Source organism: Brevibacillus laterosporus LMG 15441, assembly GCF_000219535.2.
GTDB classification, from domain to species: domain Bacteria; phylum Bacillota; class Bacilli; order Brevibacillales; family Brevibacillaceae; genus Brevibacillus_B; species Brevibacillus_B halotolerans.
On the sequence record NZ_CP007806.1, the window covers coordinates 3,369,332 to 3,387,392 of the forward strand.

The window sequence follows — 18,061 nt, forward strand, 5'->3', positions numbered from 1 at the left end:
GGTCCCTATGTTGAATCGATTTTAGCACATTATAATATAAATCATAACTTCCAAGCACTATCTTTCTCTTCCTAATTCCCTAACTCTGGTAACCAGGGAAATAGGAAATATTTGCCCCCAATACTCTTGCCTTTTGAGAGTTTTCATGGATTTCGGTCATCAGCTTATCATAAGCTATGTGCGCCTGAGCTATCACCCCCGCCTGTTTTTTTACTACTGCTTCCTCTACTACCTGTTCAAGTTTTGCCATACTCTTTTCATCTCCTTCGTTTTTTCTCCATGCAAAAAAGGACTCACTCCAATTTCAACAAGTGGAATAAGCCTCCAGGATTTTTATCAACACCTACTCCAACCACCTCTAAAGGCACTAATTCTTTTTTAAAATACCTTCCCGAGTTTAGTTCCGCAATTACATAACCTACCTCCCAGTCTGACATAGTATCAAATACATAAAGATACACTTACATTTCCATTTTTCCAAATAAAATGGCTACTAATAGAAATTGACCAATCAAAAGCTATATCCATTCGTTTTACACGCCATTCTCCAATAGCTAAGTCTTTTCCGTAATCTTAAGACATAGTTCTACATGCAACGAAAATTTATTAAAAAAACCGTTCAAGCTTGACGTAGAGAGGTATTGAACTATTCTGCTCATTACTTCAATCCCTAAAACTACAGTCCAAAAAGCCCCTACCAGAAAGGTAGAGGGTTTTTGGACCATATAGCTACTGAGTATTTTACGAGGGATAATCAGGACACCACCTGTTACTTCAAGACCTCACTATTTGTTTAAATACCCCATAAATGTTAGTAACATCCAATTGTAAAGGAACTTTTCATTCTTACTAATAAAAATGCAGATGTACTGAATTAATTCTCAGAACATCTGCTTTACCACTATCATCAATTACTATCGTAATCTACACCGAAATATTTTGGTATTATGGTTTCGTATACATGTCCATCAACCTTATGAAGTAACTTAGTTACTTCGATTTGGAAGTAATGTAATAGGTTTTCTTCTGTCATCAACTCAGATACTGGACCTGTAATAATGGGTTGGTCTTTAGCAACCATGAGCACTTTATCTCCAAAATAAAATGCATGATTTGCGTAATGTGTATTGATAACACATGCTAGCCCACGTTCTTTCACAAGCTTTTTAATCGTTTGTAATATAATTTTCTGCTTATGAATATCTAGATGCGATTCTGGCTCATCCAATACTAAAATGTTGGGTTCTGATACCAATGTACGAGCAATCAATGCAAGTTGTAGTTCCCCACCACTTACAGCTGTGCATGGCTGTTCTGCTAGGTGTTGAATACCTACCATATCGAGTGCATCTAGTGCAGCTTTTCTATCGACTTCAGATGGTTGGGCGTAAGTATGCAGTAACAATGCACGCCCCATGATTACTAAATCTAAAATAGAATAGCCAAATGTCATTTTAGATGCTTGCGGTACATAACCAATCGTTTTCCATACTTCCTTTTGACTATAGCTAGAAAGAGGTTTCCCACCTAATAAAGTTTCTCCCTTTTTCCATCTCAACAACCCCATAATACACTTGAGCATTGTCGTTTTTCCCGCACCGTTTGGGCCGAGAATGGACATAATTTCCCCAGGCTGTAGTTCAAAGTTGATATCGTTATGGTATAAATACTTTTGTTCATTGCCGTGATTCGATTTTTTATAAAAATAGTTGCCATCTTTTATTTGTAAAATCAACTCCAGCCACCTCCTGTTTTTCGTAATAAATACGCAAAAAAAGGTGCCCCGACAATTGCTGTTAAGATCGATAATGGTATTTCTGCTGAGGTTAAACTTCTCGCTAAATTATCAATCATTAACAAATACATCGCACCAATTGAGATGGATGCAGGCAATACATACTGATTATTACTACCAACAAGCATTCGGGCAATATGTGGGATAATTAAACCAACCCAGCCTATGATTCCTGCTATTGCGACTGCAGAAGATGTAATTAACGTTGCCCCTAAAATTACGAGCCATTTCATCTTCGCTACCGATATCCCAAGCGATTTTGCTTCATCTTCAGAAAGCGATAAAATATTTAAACGCCAACGCAAGATATATAAAATGATGATTCCTATTAATATAAGTGGACCACCAATAAATAAATCTGAATAGCTTGCTGTTCCGAGGCTGCCCATCAGCCAATAAGTAATGGAGGGCAGCTTTTCTTCTGGATCAGCTAGAAACTTCACTAGTGAAATAAGAGCTTGAAATAAGGCGCTTGTTACAACCCCTGCTAACACTAGCATAAAAATAGGCATATCTCGTTTGGAACCACCGATAAGAAATGCAAATCCAATGGCTAACATTCCCATCAGTAGTGAGAAAATTTGCATTGTAAAACCATTACCAAAGAGTAATATTCCAATAGACGCACCGAATCCAGCACCGGCAGAAACACCTAAAATGTCAGGACTGACTAAAGGATTCGCAAACATTCCTTGAAATGCAGCACCGGCGATGGATAGACCGCCACCGATGAGCATTGCAAGTAAAATACGGGGAAGACGGATATTCATTACAACCGTTTCATCCATATTTGTCCACGTCTTTTCTATAGGAACGATTTGTGAAAGCAATATTTTAGTTTGTACAATAAAATCTACGTGATAACGTCCAATTCCAATTGATATAAGTCCAAATATCAGCGGTAGCGTCCAAAGTAATGATTTTATGAATCTAGATTTCATTTGAAAGCCACCTTTACATTAATATTTTGCTGCCTCAGATGGGGGATTTAAGATTTCTTGTACTTGCTTATCTGTTAATTCATAATCATAGAAACGCTTATAGTAATCCTTAATTTCTTTATTCATGTCGTATGTGAAAAGTTCTGGATAGTTTTTCTGTGCCATCCATTTCAGCATGAGAGGAGCATCTCCACTTGGTGGATACCAACGATATATTCCAAGAGGCATTTTATAAACTTTCTTATTTTTCACTGCCTTTACTTGGCTCCAGTCTTGTCCATCAAATACGTTATTATATAAGTCTTCTGGTTGTGTTTCCGTGAAATTTGTAATGTAAATAATGTCCGGATTCCATTCATAAACTTGCTCCATATTAATTGCTTTAATACCTTTTATTTTTTCAGCAGCAACATCAATACCTCCCGTTGCGTTTAACCAACGATTTCCATGCATACCAATACCGGCTGTCGAAATTTCCCCATTACTATGATATTGAAGGATCATTACACGAGGTTTATCTTCTTTCACTCCTGAAAGTACTTCACTAATCATTTTCTGATTTGCTTCACCCTCATTAATAATTTCTTTTTGTCGATTTATCGTACCTGTAATTTCCCCTGTTAAAGACAACCAACGATTTAATGTATCAAGTGGGTTTAAAGAAGTTGTTTTTGTATCTAAAGCAACTGTTGTAATACCTGCTTCTTCAAGCTTTTTTACAGTCTTTTGTTGGTTAGCAATTTCAAAATACACTTGAGGATTTAACGCTAATAATTCTTCGATGTTTACTTCACCATTTTTAATAAAATTTGTTTTCGCTTTTAGAATAGATGGAGAAATATCTTTTAAAATCGAATGCGCTGCTGCATTATATGAATTCGGATGAATCCCTACAATTTCATCCGTTGAATTGGTTGCAATATACCATGTCGAGAAGTATGGAAGAATACTTCCCATTACTACACGATCAATTTTTGTTGGAATTTCCACCTTTCGATTTAATTCGTCAACAATTAGTTTTGTTTCTTGAGTTGGCATAAGTTCTTTACTTGTAGAAATCTCTTCTGTGTTACCACATCCAGCAAGAAACAATAGTAGAGTAGTAGCCGATAAAACAAATTTACACTTCATTCTTTTACCTCATTCTGATATTATTTTTATTGATAACGATTTTCATTATCAATTTACAGCAATACTATCCTTTGGTCAATCATAATATCAAAATTTTAATATTAAGATAATAATATATGTTAATTTTTGAATATGGCGACGGTGTTCACCGTTACATTGATATATGTTAACAAGACCTATTTAAACCCAATTCGAATGGAGGATTTTTTTTGGCTCAGTTTAAAGAATTTTTATGGTTAGATCCAGGTCATGCATTTGGTCTAGAGAATCGTACAAGTCCATTTATCGTAGAAAATTTTACACAAATTGATCAGTATGACTTTGCTGAGATAAATGTAAGACCATTCAAATGTATTGTCATCCATGATTTTATTGATCAGGAATATATGTTTAAACATAAGGAGAAAATTTCTTCATTTTTAGAAGAAGGTAAAATTGTTATTTTTTCTGGTCACTTATGTAAAGAATGGTTACCTGGTTGTCCAATATTTACGCCTAAAAAGATAAATACTTACAAAGATTATGAGATTTCTATCGCAACATCAAATCCAATCTTTGAGGGTGTTACACCAAACGATATGACTTATAACAAAGGAGTTGCTGGTTTTTTCGCCCGGGGTACACATTCACCTGTTCCAGCCAAAGCTGAAGTATTGCTTACACTTTCTGGTGATTTGCCGGTAACATATATTGATCGGCATACAACAAAAGGGACAATTTTAGCCCACGCGGGACGAGACATTTTTGCCCATCGGATGCAAAATAAATCAACAGATCGTATTAGTACGCAATTACTTCAATGGATTCACGATGAATACGAAACAATACAAAATTCAGGAGGGAAATAATGAGAAAAATCGCAGTAATTTACAGTGGAAACGCTCCGCATCATCGCACATTTAATGAACCTAAATACCGACAATATATCAAAGAACTCATATACTTTCCCGAATTTTTCGATACCCCTCTAGATAGTTTTGATGTATTAATCGTTCCGTCTCAATTGAACCAAAAATTACTTCTAGAATCTAAAGAGAAAATTCACGCTTTTGCACAACGAGGAGGAATTGTCGTTTCATTTGGCCCACAACCATGGGAGTGGCTACCAAACCAAAAATGGGAGGACCGAGAAACGAATTTTTGGTGGTGGATAGAAAAAGGAGCCCAAAGTGGTCTAGTATTGTCTGCACCTGAATACGACCTTTTTAATTACATTACTTTAGCTGATGCAACTTGGCATCAGCATGGCGTATTTTGGCCCATAGAAGGAACGAAAAAACTAATCACAACAGAAGATGGAGGTGCAGTAATGTATGTAGATAAGATAAGCACTAATGGAACTTGGATTATGACAACACTTGATCCTGACTATCACTTTGGCTCATATTTTATGCCAGCCACTGAACGTTTCTTCGATGGCTTTTTTCCTTGGTTAGCAGATGGGGAAATATAGAATTCTCTAAGAAAAATTTATTTCTTCTAAAGCTAATACATTTGTATGGGTAAGCGACTTATTGATTTTTTCGTAACAAAATTAACCCTATAACAACTACTATCATGCTTCTACTTTGCACCCTCCAAAAGAGGAGGGAGATAATCTCCCAGTTTCTAAAATAAATTTTTATTGAAAGGCTTATTTGTGATATCTAGCAAATAAGCCTTTCTCCTGTTGTAGGGAACGCTTCAAGGACAAGGTTCTTAAACAGTCCATTCACTCCTTTCAATCCGTGCTCCTACATAAAAGGAGCGATACTTTCATCAATTGCTTTCTTGAATGCAGTAGGACGTTTCCATCCAATCTCCTATGTAAAGAGCGATGACTCGATTTAGGAAAAATCACCACCCCACCAACCATGTTTCTGTCCGTACTCTGCATGTAAAGGCCCGAACTGAGTATCAAGCAATTTCATGTAGTTAACAATATCAGAAAGGATTATAATAGTGTAAATAGTAAGAAAAACCACAACATAATCTGTACATTTTTATCAATTGGATGAAAGATGACATAGGCGATTGTCATCTTTCATCCAATTGAAAACAAATGCTCAACTCAAGAAAGAGAGAACGCTATGAAAAAAAATCTCCTGATTGTAATAAGCTTGTTCATCATGATGTGTGTTTTCACGGGTTTCTATTCTAAATCAGCCAACACGTTGAAACAGTCATTGAAATCTACCCTTGTTCCTGTTTCAGAAATAGAGCTTCCTTCGAAAACCACTATCTCTGAATCACCCAACACGCTAGAACAATCATTGAAATCTATCCTTGTTCCTGTTTCGCAAATGGAACTTCCTTCGAAAACCATCATCGGGTTTGGAGAAGCTACGCATGGTAACAAGCAATTTACTACGCTAAAGTCAGATATTTTTAAGCATCTTGTGGAAAAACAAGGATATCGCGTATTTGCCATAGAAGGCGATTTCGGCGGAGGACAAAAAGTCAATGAATACATTTTAGGAGGCAACGGAACTGCGCAAGATGCTGCAAAGGCAATCGGATTTACGATTTACAATACACAAGAAATGGCGGCCCTTCTATCTTGGATGCGGTCCTATAATGAGCATCGGGAGGCAAAAGATAAGATTCATTTTTATGGTTTTGATATGCAGCGCTATGACCATAACAAAAACGGGCTATTCTCCTATTTAAAAAAGGTTGATCCGACACTTGCCTCCAAGTATGAGCTTGCACTTACGAATCTAAATGATAAAACGGTGTATGATCAAAAGCAGGCCAACGTTAAAGAGGGGCTTGCCCATAGTAAAGGCTTGATGGAGCGGATGAAAGAAAACAAATCCGTTTATACCGCAAAAAGCTCTGAAAAAGAATATGAGTTGGCTCTGGCCTTTGCCGAGGCTATCAAGCAAAACGCTACACTGCACGGAACAAATGCGAACTATAACAATACCCGTGATCAATATATGGCGGAAAAAGTGAAATGGATTTTATCATTTGAAAAGAAATATTACGGTCGTGAAAACATATTCATAACAGGACATAATGGACACATCGAAAAAACCTCCACATCCTTGGGAATGACAACCTGCATGGGAGAGTATCTCGCAAAAACCTTAGGTGATCAATATTACGCAATAGGAAGTGAATTCTACGAAAGCTCCTTCATTGCTACTGACGCTTCTACCAATGAACGAAAAGAGTTTTATGTCAAAAATAATGGGAACGATCGGCTAGCTGTTCTGTTTGCACTTACAAACATGAAGGATGGATTCCTTGACTTTGCAAAGGTAAGACATGATAAAAATTTCATTGAATATCTGCATAAAGCTCAGTCCATCAGTGCAATAGGTGCAGTCTTTAGTGGATTGTATGGAAAAATTGAAAAGATGTATACTTTAAAGATGATTCCAGCGAAAGCTTTTGATGCTATTATTTTCGTGCGCACAGCTACTCCTTCGGTCATGATAACAGATTAACGAACTTATTTTAGAACAATATGTTCACAGTCTAACACTTTATTTCGAGTCTAAAAGATTCTTTTCAATGAACCATATTACCTTCAAACCATTAATGGCTTCGACCCTTGTAAGAAAGAGCGAAGCCATTAATGTTAAACGACTCCGGCATGGAAGTATCCCTTTCCAATTGCTTCATTTCATAGGTTTACTCAAGCATTCAATACACCACGAGCCAAACAAATAAGCCTTCCTAGTAGCAAGCTAACTGATTGCTTGGTTTAACCATCCCCTCCCCCCTCTCACCCGTAAATCTTGTACAAATACTTTTCTAATAACGGGAATCTATCGTGTAAGAAAAAGTGGTAGTCCGGGACATATTTCTTTCTGACTACTACTTTTTCTTTACTAGAAACCTTCTGCCACATGTATCATGCCTCAGATAAATAGATTATGTCCAAACGCACCTACCCTCTTTAGTAGTCTTCTTGGTTATGACACGTCTCACATAATGGTCGCCAGTTGTTCCGAGCCTAAAATAACGTCTTATCTCCCTTGTGTAAAACGTTTGGTCTACTACTGTATCCCTCGTTAGAAATTCTTTGGCATAACAATGTTTGCAGCATTGATGCTTTCTTACAAATCCGACAAAGTTATGGCTACATGATGTAACCAATCTGTACATAAGAAAAAGCACCACATTGGGTACGCCATGTAATGCTTTCTCTTAGAATTATAATCACTGGTATTTCTGATACTAAACGGTATTTTTACCACGTTAGATTGCTAAAATAGACCAGTTTACGTAACCATCATAAAATCATTCTTTTCAAAAAGGCCAAACTATTATCAAGGGTTAAAACTCCCCTTTATTTTTAATCCGTTCTCAACTTTGTAAAAAAAACATACCCTGTATTAATGGGCTCTTATGAAAATTAGCTTTATCCTCTATATCTATGGACTTTCATACGAAAGAATTTTCGACACCTTGGCTTTTTTATTTTATGAGAGGAACGTTTAATAAATGAAAATTTTAGCCTTACTGTCTTTTGAAATTTTTCGTTTTTCCATTGGAAAATCTCTTGAGAAGCTAGGTCATGAAGTCATTTATTTAGATAACTTCGATGAACATCTTTTGGAACTAACAATCAATACATTTAAACCAGAGATCGCATTTAGTATGGGGTGGGAAGTGTGGCATGTATCTTTCTTTAAAACAGGAAAATTCCCGTTAATTAAGGAGCTTCTAAAAAAATACAATATCTTTCATATATATTTTGCTGAAGAAGATTGGCTACATCATGACAGATGGTCCAAGTCATATGTTGAAGCAATTCAACCTAATTATGTATTAACAAGAAGTACAATCTGTGTAGAAAAATATCAAAATCTGGGGATACCTTCTATGTTCTTTGATGTAGGTTGCAATCCCGATATTCACAGACCCGTACCAATTGATCCAAAATATCAATGTGATGTTGCTGTAGTTGCTAATGGGCACTTTGGTTTTGGGGAAATCCGTCACAAAAGTATTTGTGACCTTGTCTTTTCTCTAATTAATCAACCATTCAAAACTAAAATTTTCGGGAAAGGTTGGGAAAATGTACAACATCACTTTAGTGATATAAATCTCCCATCTGAAATGCTGCATGGATCTATCGCTTATACCGAAACACCCAAAATATATAATTCAGCAAAAATATCCATTAGTTTACAAACCTGTAACGATCAATTAAGCAATCGCACTTTTGATATCATGTCTTCAGGGGGATTCTTACTTACTTCTGATACACCAGCAGTCCGTATTAAGCTTATTCCTGGCGTTAATTGTGTAATCTCTAATTCCGCTAAAGAAACAGTTGAAAAAATTACGTACTATTTAGTCCATGAAAAGCAACGAAATCAAATAGCAAAAGCTGGGCGAGATTACGCTATTAGACACTTCGACTATAAAAACACCTTACATGACGTTTGGCCAAACATTTTAGCCGAATATATGAACACTTTATTTCTCTAGAGAGGTTTTCTGCACACGCTGATCATTTTTAATATGGTGATGAATCATTCGAACCTATGCTACAAGATATCCCTATAAAAAGTACCGCCTCTACAGAATGGCGGTTTTACTATGTTTAAGTTCGTTTTTACCTTTTTCCCAACCTCATTAAATTGAATATCTCCTCTGGTAATTTTCTATTCATCTTTTTGTGTGAAGGTTGAGTACCTCTAACCCTGAAAACAGCATCCACTTCTTCTACAGATATCCACTAAAAAAACGAAATCGAAATCACAGGTCTAAAGAACGTTTAACGAAACTCCGATATTAGGTAATAAGTAACAGACGACATACGACGTTGGTAAACAGAGCAGTGATCAATGGACCGTAACGATGTAGGAGGACTCATCTTGGCAAAAAATAATGAAACAAAAAGCGAGCTTGGTAAAATCATCGTAGTGTTCGGAACTGTTCTAGGAATAGGTGTAGGCTCTATCTATTGTTTGTATCATTTTGTATTTGACTCCAAAAATGCTACTGCTGTAATAACAACGGCTCATCCAGAAGCAGCGAAGAATGCGGGTTCAGAAGGAGTATCTAAGCTTAATGAAGCTGAAAATAGTGAATCTCAAACCTCACCTCCTGTTGATAAGGTAAACAATCCTTCTGAAGCAGGATTTGAGCCCTTCTATGCTTCTCTTCAGATGGATGAATATGTAGCTGTTTACAATCAGAATGGTACGGAAAAGGTACTTTCTTTGGATTTAACAAAAGAAGAAGTGAAAACATTGCTGGGGAACCCTAAGTCTGAGTCCTACGTGGATAATGGGACTAGAAGCTTATGTTACAGATATGGTTCTTTATCAATTTTCTTCGATGATGAAGACCAATCCATTAGTTACATGACATACGAGGGAACGAAGGAACTATTGAATAAACAATGGTTGTCTAGTCTTACGAAAACATTAGATTCAGGCGACGTGAATTTCTATGAGTCTCCTACCCGTAATACAATGGTAAAAGTGGACCATTATCCTGAAACCGATGAGGTTGTAGTTTATTTGTCAAAACAATACCCACAGGATCAGAGTCTTACTGCACCATCGACCGAACAACCTCACGTTGTCCAAACACCAGCACCAACGCCACAAAATGCCAACACTTCTACGGAAGAACAGATGAACACCAATGGTGGATACTTGTTGTCCCCGGGTGAAGAAATTGTAATTGAAAATATTCAGGTGACCAATGACAGCAGAGTCCATACCACTAAATACAATATTTATGTCAACTATCACTTTGCCTTCAACAGTCCCAATATGGTAAAGGTTATTACCGACCCTGAAAAAAACTTGGAACTCATGCCCGGAGAAACGGCCACAGTCCAAATCAAAGTCAAAGCCAGCAAAAGTGCTCCCAAAGCAAGATACAGATTTATCGTTTCATTGACACAAGGTTGGTCAATGCAGCCGCTGAAGGATTTTACTGTAGAAGTGAAATAGAGGATTATCTGGTTCTATAACGAAATAAGTTCAAATGATAAAGGGGCTACAAATTCGTTTTATGGTACGCCATTAATGGGCTTTCTAAAGGAAAACGCGATCGAACATCTTGTTATCATGGGATGTATCAGCTTACTCACTTATTTAATGGCTCGATCAATCCAAAACGGGCTAGAATTAAAATTAAATAAACTGCTCCCTTCAACCCTTTTCTGTATGATAGGATTAAAAAAGGCACCTTAGTGGGTGCTTTTCCTTGTGGCACTTTTAATTTGTTTCTTTACTATCCTTATATGTAAAATTGAGACTTGATCTGCTTAAACGTATGCTTATAACAAGCCGTATAACAGAACTACATTTAATGTAAATAAGTTGATTAAAAAGTTGTTTACATAAAGTTAACCCTCTAGGGCTTTCTAGAGGGTTTTGTGCTTATTAATAATTAAATGCCCCGTCTCATCGAAAAAGTAACCTAGCTTGCAACATAACTGAACGATTTCTGCCGAAAGTAGTTCATTACGAACAATATTTAAAGTAAGATTACCAGCGGGCACTGATGCTGAACTGAATTTAATAAAAATTTTAAATTTACCCTACTTTTTATTTAAATAGTCTTCACTATCCTATACCTAAGAAAGGGGGAACTGGAAATCCCAAATTATATAACAAAAAGGAGAATTGGTATGAAAAACAACCTTAAAAAATCGTCTGTACGTTTGACAGCTTTAGGATTGGTCACTGCAATCGCGCTATCTGGTGGTTTACAAGTACGTGCAAATGAAAATCCAGCTCAAAATACTGTAGCTCAAAACCAAGATTCTGCAGGTTTGTATGCAGGAGGGTACAAAAAAATCACAGCTTCCGAGGCTCTTGCGGACAAGGATGTGAAGGCAGCAATCGATCGAGTCTATGCTCAGTTTCAAGAAACAAAATCCTATGAGATTAATGCCTATGAAGATGTGGTATCAAAAGGCGAGTATGATAAGTATGTTATTAGACTGGAAAAAGATTCAGAGAACTTTTTTCACTTTGCTGTAGATGCGAAAACGGGGAAAGTCAGCTATACCATACAATCATTGACGGCTGCTGAAGTGCTTTCATACGCAAAGTCCGGGATAGATAAAATCTACGCCTTGTATCCAGAAACAAAGTCCTATGAGATTACAAGTGCGAATGTTATCGACAACTATGTAAGCAATTTTAGCAGATATAACATTACGTTTAGTGAAAAAGATTCCAAACGCTCGATCACTTTTGGAATAAATGCGAAAACCGGAGAGATTATTACTCCCGAGAAAAAAGAAGTATAACCTGTAAAAAACTCTCCACTTAAAAGAAGTGCACCCCTTATAGTAGATAGGAACAACTCCTTGAAAATCAGATTCAAGGGGTGCATTTGTATTTAACAGCAACAAGCGCTCAGATCAGGAAACCGGACGTTTGTCTACATAGTGCTTATTATCGGAACCCAATTCTAACGTAATTAGTTCATGGACTGTAAAACACTAAACTATAGTTTTTAAGGAATGTTGCTCAACTAAACGTCTCATTTCCTCTATGCATTTCCACTCATCTACCACATCTATATTCATTTTAAGCTCAGACCGTTTGAACTGTTCGCTTGCTGCGCTGTCAGTTAACATCCCCATTTAATATGTAACTAATTTCCTCCAATATTCGGTTCTGAAGTCCGTCCCGCTACAATAGTTTCACCTAAGCGAAAGCACATGAGTGATCTTTTTTATTAAACGAATGGACAATCAGCCGTTACCAAATACTCTTTCAACAATATTATAGAATATTACGAAAAGGGAGGTGATGAAACATGTCATGTTCATCTAGAATTAAAGCCTCTCGATATTGTCCGCGACGCCGAATAAATGTAGATATTGTCACATTGATATTCAACAATATAGATGGAGACATTATCGACTTCAAAATCGAAGGAAGTGCCGATCCGTGCGTAGCATTAATTGCTGTAGGACTAAGGGTTAGTAACGCCAGACATTGTCTGCTGTCAAATCGTTTTAAGATAACGAAGAGAACGCCGAACCTATTGGTGTTTGAACGTATCAATTTAAAAAAGCGTAAGAAGAAAACTAAAAAATAACCCGATCACTCTCTTTAGCCTTTCTGTCTATAACGGCAAAGGCTTTTTTTATATTTGCCAATTCATAAATTAAGTTATCTATACGAAATACTACTTTTATCTGTTATATAGTACGACATTATAAAACCTCTTGTATACCTGGCTTGTCAGTTCTAATTATAATAACAGTCCTAGAATATCGATAAATTTGAAGCTATTACGTTGTTCTGTTTCTTTAACTCTTTGTAATATTTTGATTTTGCAGCGGTCTGGCAGCTCTCGAAAGTGAACCTGCAATGATAATACCAATAAATACGGCAATCAGTGCACGCAATAACCCAAAATGCTCTCCTAGGAAGCCCAGAACAGGCGGACCTACCAAAAATGCGATATATCCTGTAGTGGCTACGGCTCCGACTCTTGCAGCAGCACCTTGAGGTTCATCTCCTGCCGCCGACAGGCCCACCGGAAAACCAAGTGAAGCTCCAAGCCCCCATAAGACGACGCCTACCGAAGCGACTAGATAATGCTGTCCCCAGATCACAAGCAGTAATCCTATAGTGGCTGCAATGGAACAGCCCAATAAGACCCGCTCTCGTCCAAAACGATCCAGAAATTTTCCTCCAGTTAAACGTCCCATGGTCATCGCGGCTACGAACAAGTCATAGACAAATGAACCTGTTAGCGCGTTAACCCCATAACCGTTCACCATAACCAGCGGCAGCCAATCATTAGCTGAACCCTCGGCAAATGCCATACCCAAAACAATAATCCCAATTAGCAACGTCCGCTTCTCGTTCCATACCTTTAACTGCTGTTTAACAGCCGAATGCTTTGGAGTTCCTACCTCCATTTGTTCCTTTCCCGTATTTTCCGGCAGGTAACGATAGCAGTAATATACTGCTGCAGCCATTAATAGAGCGAGGATCAAGAAATGAACCAAGATCGGGAGGTGAAGGGCCAAAGCCCCGGCACTGATAGCCGCTCCCACAAGTGTTCCAACAATAAAAAAGCCATGAAAGGCAGGTAAAAGCGTTCGATTAAGTACCTTCTCTACAGCCGATCCTTCGACATTCAGTGCCACTTCCGCCGAGCCGTAACCGCAACCAAAAATGAGCAATCCTCCCATTACGACGGGCACCGATGTCAGGGCCGTACCGACCCCAATAGCCGCAAATCCAATCACAATCAGCAGAGAACTAACCATAATGACAAGACAGGCACCCTTTCGTGCGATAACCGAACCGGTCGTGAGCAGGCCCAACAAAGATCCAGCAGCAAGCGCGAATATAATGATTCCCATCTCGGCGGTCGAGAGCTGAAGTAAGTCTCGAACAGCAGGTGTGCGGGAAACCCATGAAGCAAAGGAAATTCCGGGCAAAGCAAACAGTAAAAACAAGATATTTCGTACAATTCTAGGATTTTGGTTGTAAGTTGATGTCATATGCTTCGATTCATCTCCGTTTCTCCACTAGCTGCAACGAATAGACAAGGCTCCCCACTGTCACTGTCATTGTAATTAATCCGTACAAATAGTCTCATCTGGATACTCCAACAACCATGAACGGCTTATGAACCCCGGAATATACTTCAGACACTCCTAACGAATTGCCAGTGTGGGTATTTCCATTCTCACGGTGGCTTCTGAATAAGAATCAGCGAGCCAGTAAAGACATTGAGTTAATTCACTCTTGTCCATTTTTAGAATCATTCCATAATTCGTTCCAGCTATCTAGCTCAGTAATCTCACGGATCATTCTCGAGGGCACTCCGGCAGCAAGGCCCCCCGGCGGGAGATCTTTAGTGACGACATTCCCGGCCCCACTTACTGAATCATGATGCATTTCTGGCGATTATCCTGCTGCCTAATCAATTCTTCATCCGATGTTTTGTATAGCTTTCCGGACAACACTTTCCCCTTTTCAGCCAACATATCCACATTCTCCATATATAGTGACTTCCAACCGGGAGTACCGGTTGAAAGTAAAATTGCCGCCGCATATCTTCCGTCCATGCATCAATTTGGCAAATAGTCCTCCACATCAAACTCCCTGTCTTTGAAATAATATTTCCGGTCATCTTCCGTAATTTCGCGGATCACCCTGCAAGGATTTCCTACAGCAATCACATTATCTGGAATATCTTTAGTCACCACACTGCCCGCTCCGATCACAACATTGTTTCCAATCGTAACACCGGGGTTGATAACGACATTGCCACCGATCCATACATTGTCCCCGATGGTGATGGGAATTCCATATTCATAACCTGAATTTCTAGAATCTGGATGAACCGGATGACCAGCCGTATAAATGGATACATTGGGAGCAAACATAACGTTCTCGCCGATGACGACCTTACCCACATCCAGAATGGTACAGTTGAAATTAGCATAAAAATTGTTGCCTACCTCAATATTTTTCCCATAGTCACAATGGAAAGGCGGTTCAATATATACAATTGGACCTGTTTTTCCTAAAATACGCCGGATCAAATCATTCCGTTTGGCTTCTTCGTTCGGGTTTGACAAATTGTACTCTTGAATTTTCAGCCTGTTCTCTGTTCTTTCTTCACTTAATCCGTCTAACCAGGCTTTGTAAGGCAGACCAGCAAGCATTCTTTCCTTTTGATTCATTATCTACTTCATCCCTTCACGCTGTTCTACGTTAAATAGTATGTATTTATAGTGAATCATCTGGATTTCACAACAAGAGAACACCATAAATAAAATTAGTCGCCATTGAAAAAAGGTCATGCCTTTTCCGATGGCAAGAGAAAATACGACGCTCCCCCAATATCGACGCAATCACTTGTGCAAAACCGGCAAAAGCGATCCTTTAGCAGTCAAACGCTCTCCCATGTGGGCTTGGGAAGAGAGTAGTGAAAAAATACATAAACAGACACCGATAATAGCTTTAGAGAAATCTCGGAAATAAGCAGGGCAACACTCTTCGTGAGGGGTTCAATCACAAACATGAGGCTCAAACAAGTCAATTCTTCCATCCTCACGAAAAGCCTTCGCCGCGTACAGCATGAGTCCAAAGAACATAAATCCGACAGAGCTTTCATATTTTTGTTTTTGATTATCCACTAGCTCTTCTTTTTGCCGCATCTTATCTGGTATCAATCATGCTTAATGCGCTATGTTTGATTCCGGCTTCAAAATCGGTATTTAAATCCGCTGACGTAATAATTTCGGGAAGCATCATCTTCTCTAACGGCAACAGACATCTTTCATGAATGATCTCAGTGATACGGTGCCTGATGTTTGCCCCATAAAGAACTATCCGATCCGGGTTGTACATACAAAGAAATGCCTTAATGGTTTTGAACATCACATCTTCCATTTCTTCAGAGTTGTAATTAAATGATTCCCAATGAACACCGAAAGGAAAATATTTGATCTCTCCGGCCAAACCATTTCGTCCTTTATAAACTTTCCCATTCAAGTAAATTCCAGCTCCCGGGGGGTATTTATCGGGAAAGTAGAGTCCGATCACACACTCATCGCTACGAATTTGATTCAGATGACAATAACCCATGACTGCCGCATTGATATCATTTTCGATAAGAACAGGCAAATGGAATTTTGCGCTAACATGACCAGAAAGGGATTGTTCCCTCATTTCTTCGTAATCGCTTATGACGATCTTTTGATTCACTTCTGCCCCCGGAATCCCAAAACAGATAGCTTTGATTGCCGGAAATTGAGCAAGCAAATTTTCAATATGGTTATCAAAGCTGTCCACATTAACGTTGGAAATAGCATGCTGTGTCCTTTGAATGACCTCTCCCCTCAGATTGACAACGCCATAAAATACGGTGTCCTGTCCGTAGTATTCGTGCATATAGATCATCAAAGCCAGGCGGAATGTACTGTTATAGCGAAATGATGCCGCAGGACGTCCGCTAGCAGAATGCAATACCAAATCCGGAAGAACCTCTCCGGTATCCATAAGTGTATTGATCAAGGAATTGACGGTAACCACACTAAGACCTGTGAATTCGGCCAACTGAGATTTCGTCGCCGTTTCAACATCTAATAAGGCAGAACGGACTTTATTTAAATTAATCTCTTTTATAAGATTAACTTTTTTGCTCATCTGTTAGCTTGCCTCCTAAAAATAAAGGGTATTTATAAATATGGTTTATAAACACCCTTTATAAATATCCTTTACTTTAATCCTTATCAAAAATGTTGTCAATAAAAATTTACCGTTGTTTTTAAGACAATCCTGTCTATAACCGTTGTTGGAACGTCTTAGGAAATGCCAGCATTATCGGGGATTATTTCCAAGCGGCGGGGATATGACGTTAGGGGCTGTCAGTGCCCCCCGCTTGGAAAATTCAAATATGAATAAACAAGGAGATTTATAATAAAAATTGGGGGATATATTTATAATCTGCCCATCCATACGCGATCGGAATAATAACCAACTACCACAGCAAGGCTTTCATTTGCTCGTTGTAACCTACTCTCCCTTCACACTGTGTTAAATATCCAATTCTAGTAGTTAATTGTGTGGTATAATTTCCCTAAATAAAATGAAAGGAGATATCATTGTGGAACTTATTCTAAAGGAAGTAACTTCTGAAGACTGGGAAGAATGTATTGAGTTACAGCCCCATGAAGATCAAAAACACTTTATCGCCTCAAATCTATATTCCTTAGCACAGTCAAAATTTTTACCGAATTTTGAAACCCTTGCCGTGTACAAAGATCAAATAATGGTTGGATTTGTGATGTTTGGGATAGATCCCGACGATTCGCAATACTGGATTTATAGACTTATGATCGCTTCTGGTCATCAAGGAAAAGGGTACGGAATTGAAACCATGAAACAGGTTATTGACAAAATAAAAGCAAAACCAGATACAACAGATATTATGGTAGCCTATCACCCGGACAACCAAGCCGCTGCCTCTCTCTATGAAAAACTAGGCTTTCAAGTTCTTGGTAAAGCTCCATGGGGTGAAATTATGGCACGTCTTTCTCGAAAGCTAACTTAACAAAATGAGTATTGTGTACCCTCCAGCTAAACCGTCAGCGCTATCTGGGGTAAATTTTTGAGCGTGGCTTTGAGTTTAAGAAGTTCTTCTATTTACATTCACTATTGCTGTATTTTAGTGCAAGTGCAAATCATTGAAATAAGTTATCTTAGTTACTCACTATGAGAAGCGGTTTGAAAAACAC

General features: G+C 38.2%; 17 protein-coding genes and 2 pseudogenes. 9 read left to right on the forward strand and 10 right to left on the reverse strand.

Annotated elements, in window-relative coordinates; translation table 11 throughout:
- Nucleotides 1–79: 79 nt before the first annotated feature.
- The 5 genes and pseudogenes from BRLA_RS24015 to BRLA_RS14515 all read right to left on the reverse strand — a co-directional run bounded on the left by BRLA_RS24015 (nt 80) and on the right by BRLA_RS14515 (nt 3,867).
- Nucleotides 80–250 (reverse strand): hypothetical protein, encoded by a 171-nt coding sequence (locus BRLA_RS24015; protein ID WP_003335816.1) that lies wholly within the window; start codon nt 248–250, stop codon nt 80–82.
- A gap of 82 nt (nt 251–332) precedes the next feature.
- Nucleotides 333–437, reverse strand: a pseudogene (locus BRLA_RS23340) (glutamine amidotransferase); the annotation flags it as partial.
- Nucleotides 438–907: 470 nt separating this feature from the next.
- A complete protein-coding gene (locus BRLA_RS14505; protein ID WP_003335814.1) occupies nt 908–1,735 on the reverse strand; it encodes an ABC transporter ATP-binding protein in 828 nt (275 codons plus the stop codon).
- Complete coding sequence (locus BRLA_RS14510) at nt 1,732–2,736, reverse strand: FecCD family ABC transporter permease (protein ID WP_003335813.1); 1,005 nt, start codon at nt 2,734–2,736, stop codon at nt 1,732–1,734. The genes BRLA_RS14505 and BRLA_RS14510 overlap by 4 nt, the downstream gene beginning before the upstream one ends.
- Before the next feature lie 18 nt (nt 2,737–2,754).
- The gene (locus BRLA_RS14515; RefSeq protein WP_003335812.1) at nt 2,755–3,867 is read right to left on the reverse strand and encodes an ABC transporter substrate-binding protein; all 1,113 of its coding nucleotides are present in this window, start codon (nt 3,865–3,867) and stop codon (nt 2,755–2,757) included.
- Between the two features lie 209 nt (nt 3,868–4,076).
- Here BRLA_RS14515 and BRLA_RS14520 point away from each other — a divergent pair, with 209 nt between their 5' ends.
- From BRLA_RS14520 to BRLA_RS14550, 8 genes and pseudogenes are all read left to right on the forward strand, one after another.
- The gene (locus BRLA_RS14520; protein ID WP_003335811.1) at nt 4,077–4,715 is read left to right on the forward strand and encodes a hypothetical protein; all 639 of its coding nucleotides are present in this window, start codon (nt 4,077–4,079) and stop codon (nt 4,713–4,715) included.
- The gene (locus tag BRLA_RS14525) at nt 4,715–5,320 is read left to right on the forward strand and encodes a hypothetical protein (RefSeq protein WP_003335810.1); all 606 of its coding nucleotides are present in this window, start codon (nt 4,715–4,717) and stop codon (nt 5,318–5,320) included. The genes BRLA_RS14520 and BRLA_RS14525 overlap by 1 nt, the downstream gene beginning before the upstream one ends.
- Nucleotides 5,321–5,936: 616 nt before the next feature.
- On the forward strand, nt 5,937–7,301 hold the full coding sequence (locus BRLA_RS14530; RefSeq protein ID WP_003335809.1) for an erythromycin esterase family protein: 1,365 nt from the start codon (nt 5,937–5,939) through the stop codon (nt 7,299–7,301).
- A 1,003-nt stretch (nt 7,302–8,304) separates the two neighbouring features.
- Nucleotides 8,305–9,297, forward strand: coding sequence for a CgeB family protein (locus tag BRLA_RS14535; RefSeq protein ID WP_003335806.1), 993 nt, complete (start codon nt 8,305–8,307; stop codon nt 9,295–9,297).
- Nucleotides 9,298–9,686: 389 nt separating this feature from the next.
- Entirely contained in the window at nt 9,687–10,778 is a 1,092-nt protein-coding gene (locus BRLA_RS14540; RefSeq protein WP_003335805.1) for a COG1470 family protein, read from the forward strand.
- Nucleotides 10,779–10,814: 36 nt separating this feature from the next.
- Nucleotides 10,815–10,904 (forward strand): annotated as a pseudogene (locus BRLA_RS24765) (cysteine hydrolase); the annotation flags it as partial.
- Nucleotides 10,905–11,461: 557 nt separating this feature from the next.
- A complete protein-coding gene (locus tag BRLA_RS14545; protein ID WP_003335803.1) occupies nt 11,462–12,088 on the forward strand; it encodes a hypothetical protein in 627 nt (208 codons plus the stop codon).
- A 515-nt stretch (nt 12,089–12,603) separates the two neighbouring features.
- The gene (locus BRLA_RS14550; RefSeq protein WP_003335801.1) at nt 12,604–12,888 is read left to right on the forward strand and encodes a hypothetical protein; all 285 of its coding nucleotides are present in this window, start codon (nt 12,604–12,606) and stop codon (nt 12,886–12,888) included.
- 214 nt (nt 12,889–13,102) lie between these two features.
- Here the strand turns inward: BRLA_RS14550 and BRLA_RS14555 are convergent, their stop codons facing one another.
- From BRLA_RS14555 to BRLA_RS14570, 5 genes are all read right to left on the reverse strand, one after another.
- Entirely contained in the window at nt 13,103–14,311 is a 1,209-nt protein-coding gene (locus BRLA_RS14555; protein ID WP_003335800.1) for an MFS transporter, read from the reverse strand.
- A 381-nt stretch (nt 14,312–14,692) separates the two neighbouring features.
- Nucleotides 14,693–14,815 (reverse strand): hypothetical protein, encoded by a 123-nt coding sequence (locus BRLA_RS24995; RefSeq protein ID WP_003335798.1) that lies wholly within the window; start codon nt 14,813–14,815, stop codon nt 14,693–14,695.
- A 69-nt stretch (nt 14,816–14,884) separates the two neighbouring features.
- The gene (locus BRLA_RS14565; protein ID WP_003335797.1) at nt 14,885–15,502 is read right to left on the reverse strand and encodes a sugar O-acetyltransferase; all 618 of its coding nucleotides are present in this window, start codon (nt 15,500–15,502) and stop codon (nt 14,885–14,887) included.
- Nucleotides 15,503–15,829: 327 nt separating this feature from the next.
- On the reverse strand, nt 15,830–15,979 hold the full coding sequence (locus tag BRLA_RS24300; protein ID WP_003335795.1) for a hypothetical protein: 150 nt from the start codon (nt 15,977–15,979) through the stop codon (nt 15,830–15,832).
- A 1-nt stretch (nt 15,980) separates the two neighbouring features.
- A complete protein-coding gene (locus BRLA_RS14570; RefSeq protein WP_003335794.1) occupies nt 15,981–16,970 on the reverse strand; it encodes an ROK family protein in 990 nt (329 codons plus the stop codon).
- A 460-nt stretch (nt 16,971–17,430) separates the two neighbouring features.
- Between BRLA_RS14570 and BRLA_RS14575 the strand changes: the two genes are divergently transcribed.
- Complete coding sequence (locus tag BRLA_RS14575) at nt 17,431–17,877, forward strand: GNAT family N-acetyltransferase (protein ID WP_003335792.1); 447 nt, start codon at nt 17,431–17,433, stop codon at nt 17,875–17,877.
- The last annotated feature ends 184 nt before the right edge of the window (nt 17,878–18,061 follow it).

What these genes read in the sequence shown, in the direction of transcription:
- BRLA_RS24015 (WP_003335816.1), bottom strand. Translation starts at nt 250, where the DNA reads ATGGCAAAACTTGAACAGGTAGTAGAGGAAGCAGTAGTAAAAAAACAG.
- BRLA_RS14510 (WP_003335813.1), bottom strand. Translation starts at nt 2,736, where the DNA reads ATGAAATCTAGATTCATAAAATCATTACTTTGGACGCTACCGCTGATA.
- BRLA_RS14515 (WP_003335812.1), bottom strand. Translation starts at nt 3,867, where the DNA reads ATGAAGTGTAAATTTGTTTTATCGGCTACTACTCTACTATTGTTTCTT.
- BRLA_RS14525 (WP_003335810.1), top strand. Translation starts at nt 4,715, where the DNA reads ATGAGAAAAATCGCAGTAATTTACAGTGGAAACGCTCCGCATCATCGC.
- BRLA_RS14530 (WP_003335809.1), top strand. Translation starts at nt 5,937, where the DNA reads ATGAAAAAAAATCTCCTGATTGTAATAAGCTTGTTCATCATGATGTGT.
- BRLA_RS14535 (WP_003335806.1), top strand. Translation starts at nt 8,305, where the DNA reads ATGAAAATTTTAGCCTTACTGTCTTTTGAAATTTTTCGTTTTTCCATT.
- BRLA_RS14545 (WP_003335803.1), top strand. Translation starts at nt 11,462, where the DNA reads ATGAAAAACAACCTTAAAAAATCGTCTGTACGTTTGACAGCTTTAGGA.
- BRLA_RS14550 (WP_003335801.1), top strand. Translation starts at nt 12,604, where the DNA reads ATGTCATGTTCATCTAGAATTAAAGCCTCTCGATATTGTCCGCGACGC.
- BRLA_RS14555 (WP_003335800.1), bottom strand. Translation starts at nt 14,311, where the DNA reads ATGACATCAACTTACAACCAAAATCCTAGAATTGTACGAAATATCTTG.
- BRLA_RS24995 (WP_003335798.1), bottom strand. Translation starts at nt 14,815, where the DNA reads ATGGAGAATGTGGATATGTTGGCTGAAAAGGGGAAAGTGTTGTCCGGA.
- BRLA_RS14565 (WP_003335797.1), bottom strand. Translation starts at nt 15,502, where the DNA reads ATGAATCAAAAGGAAAGAATGCTTGCTGGTCTGCCTTACAAAGCCTGG.
- BRLA_RS24300 (WP_003335795.1), bottom strand. Translation starts at nt 15,979, where the DNA reads ATGCGGCAAAAAGAAGAGCTAGTGGATAATCAAAAACAAAAATATGAA.
- BRLA_RS14570 (WP_003335794.1), bottom strand. Translation starts at nt 16,970, where the DNA reads ATGAGCAAAAAAGTTAATCTTATAAAAGAGATTAATTTAAATAAAGTC.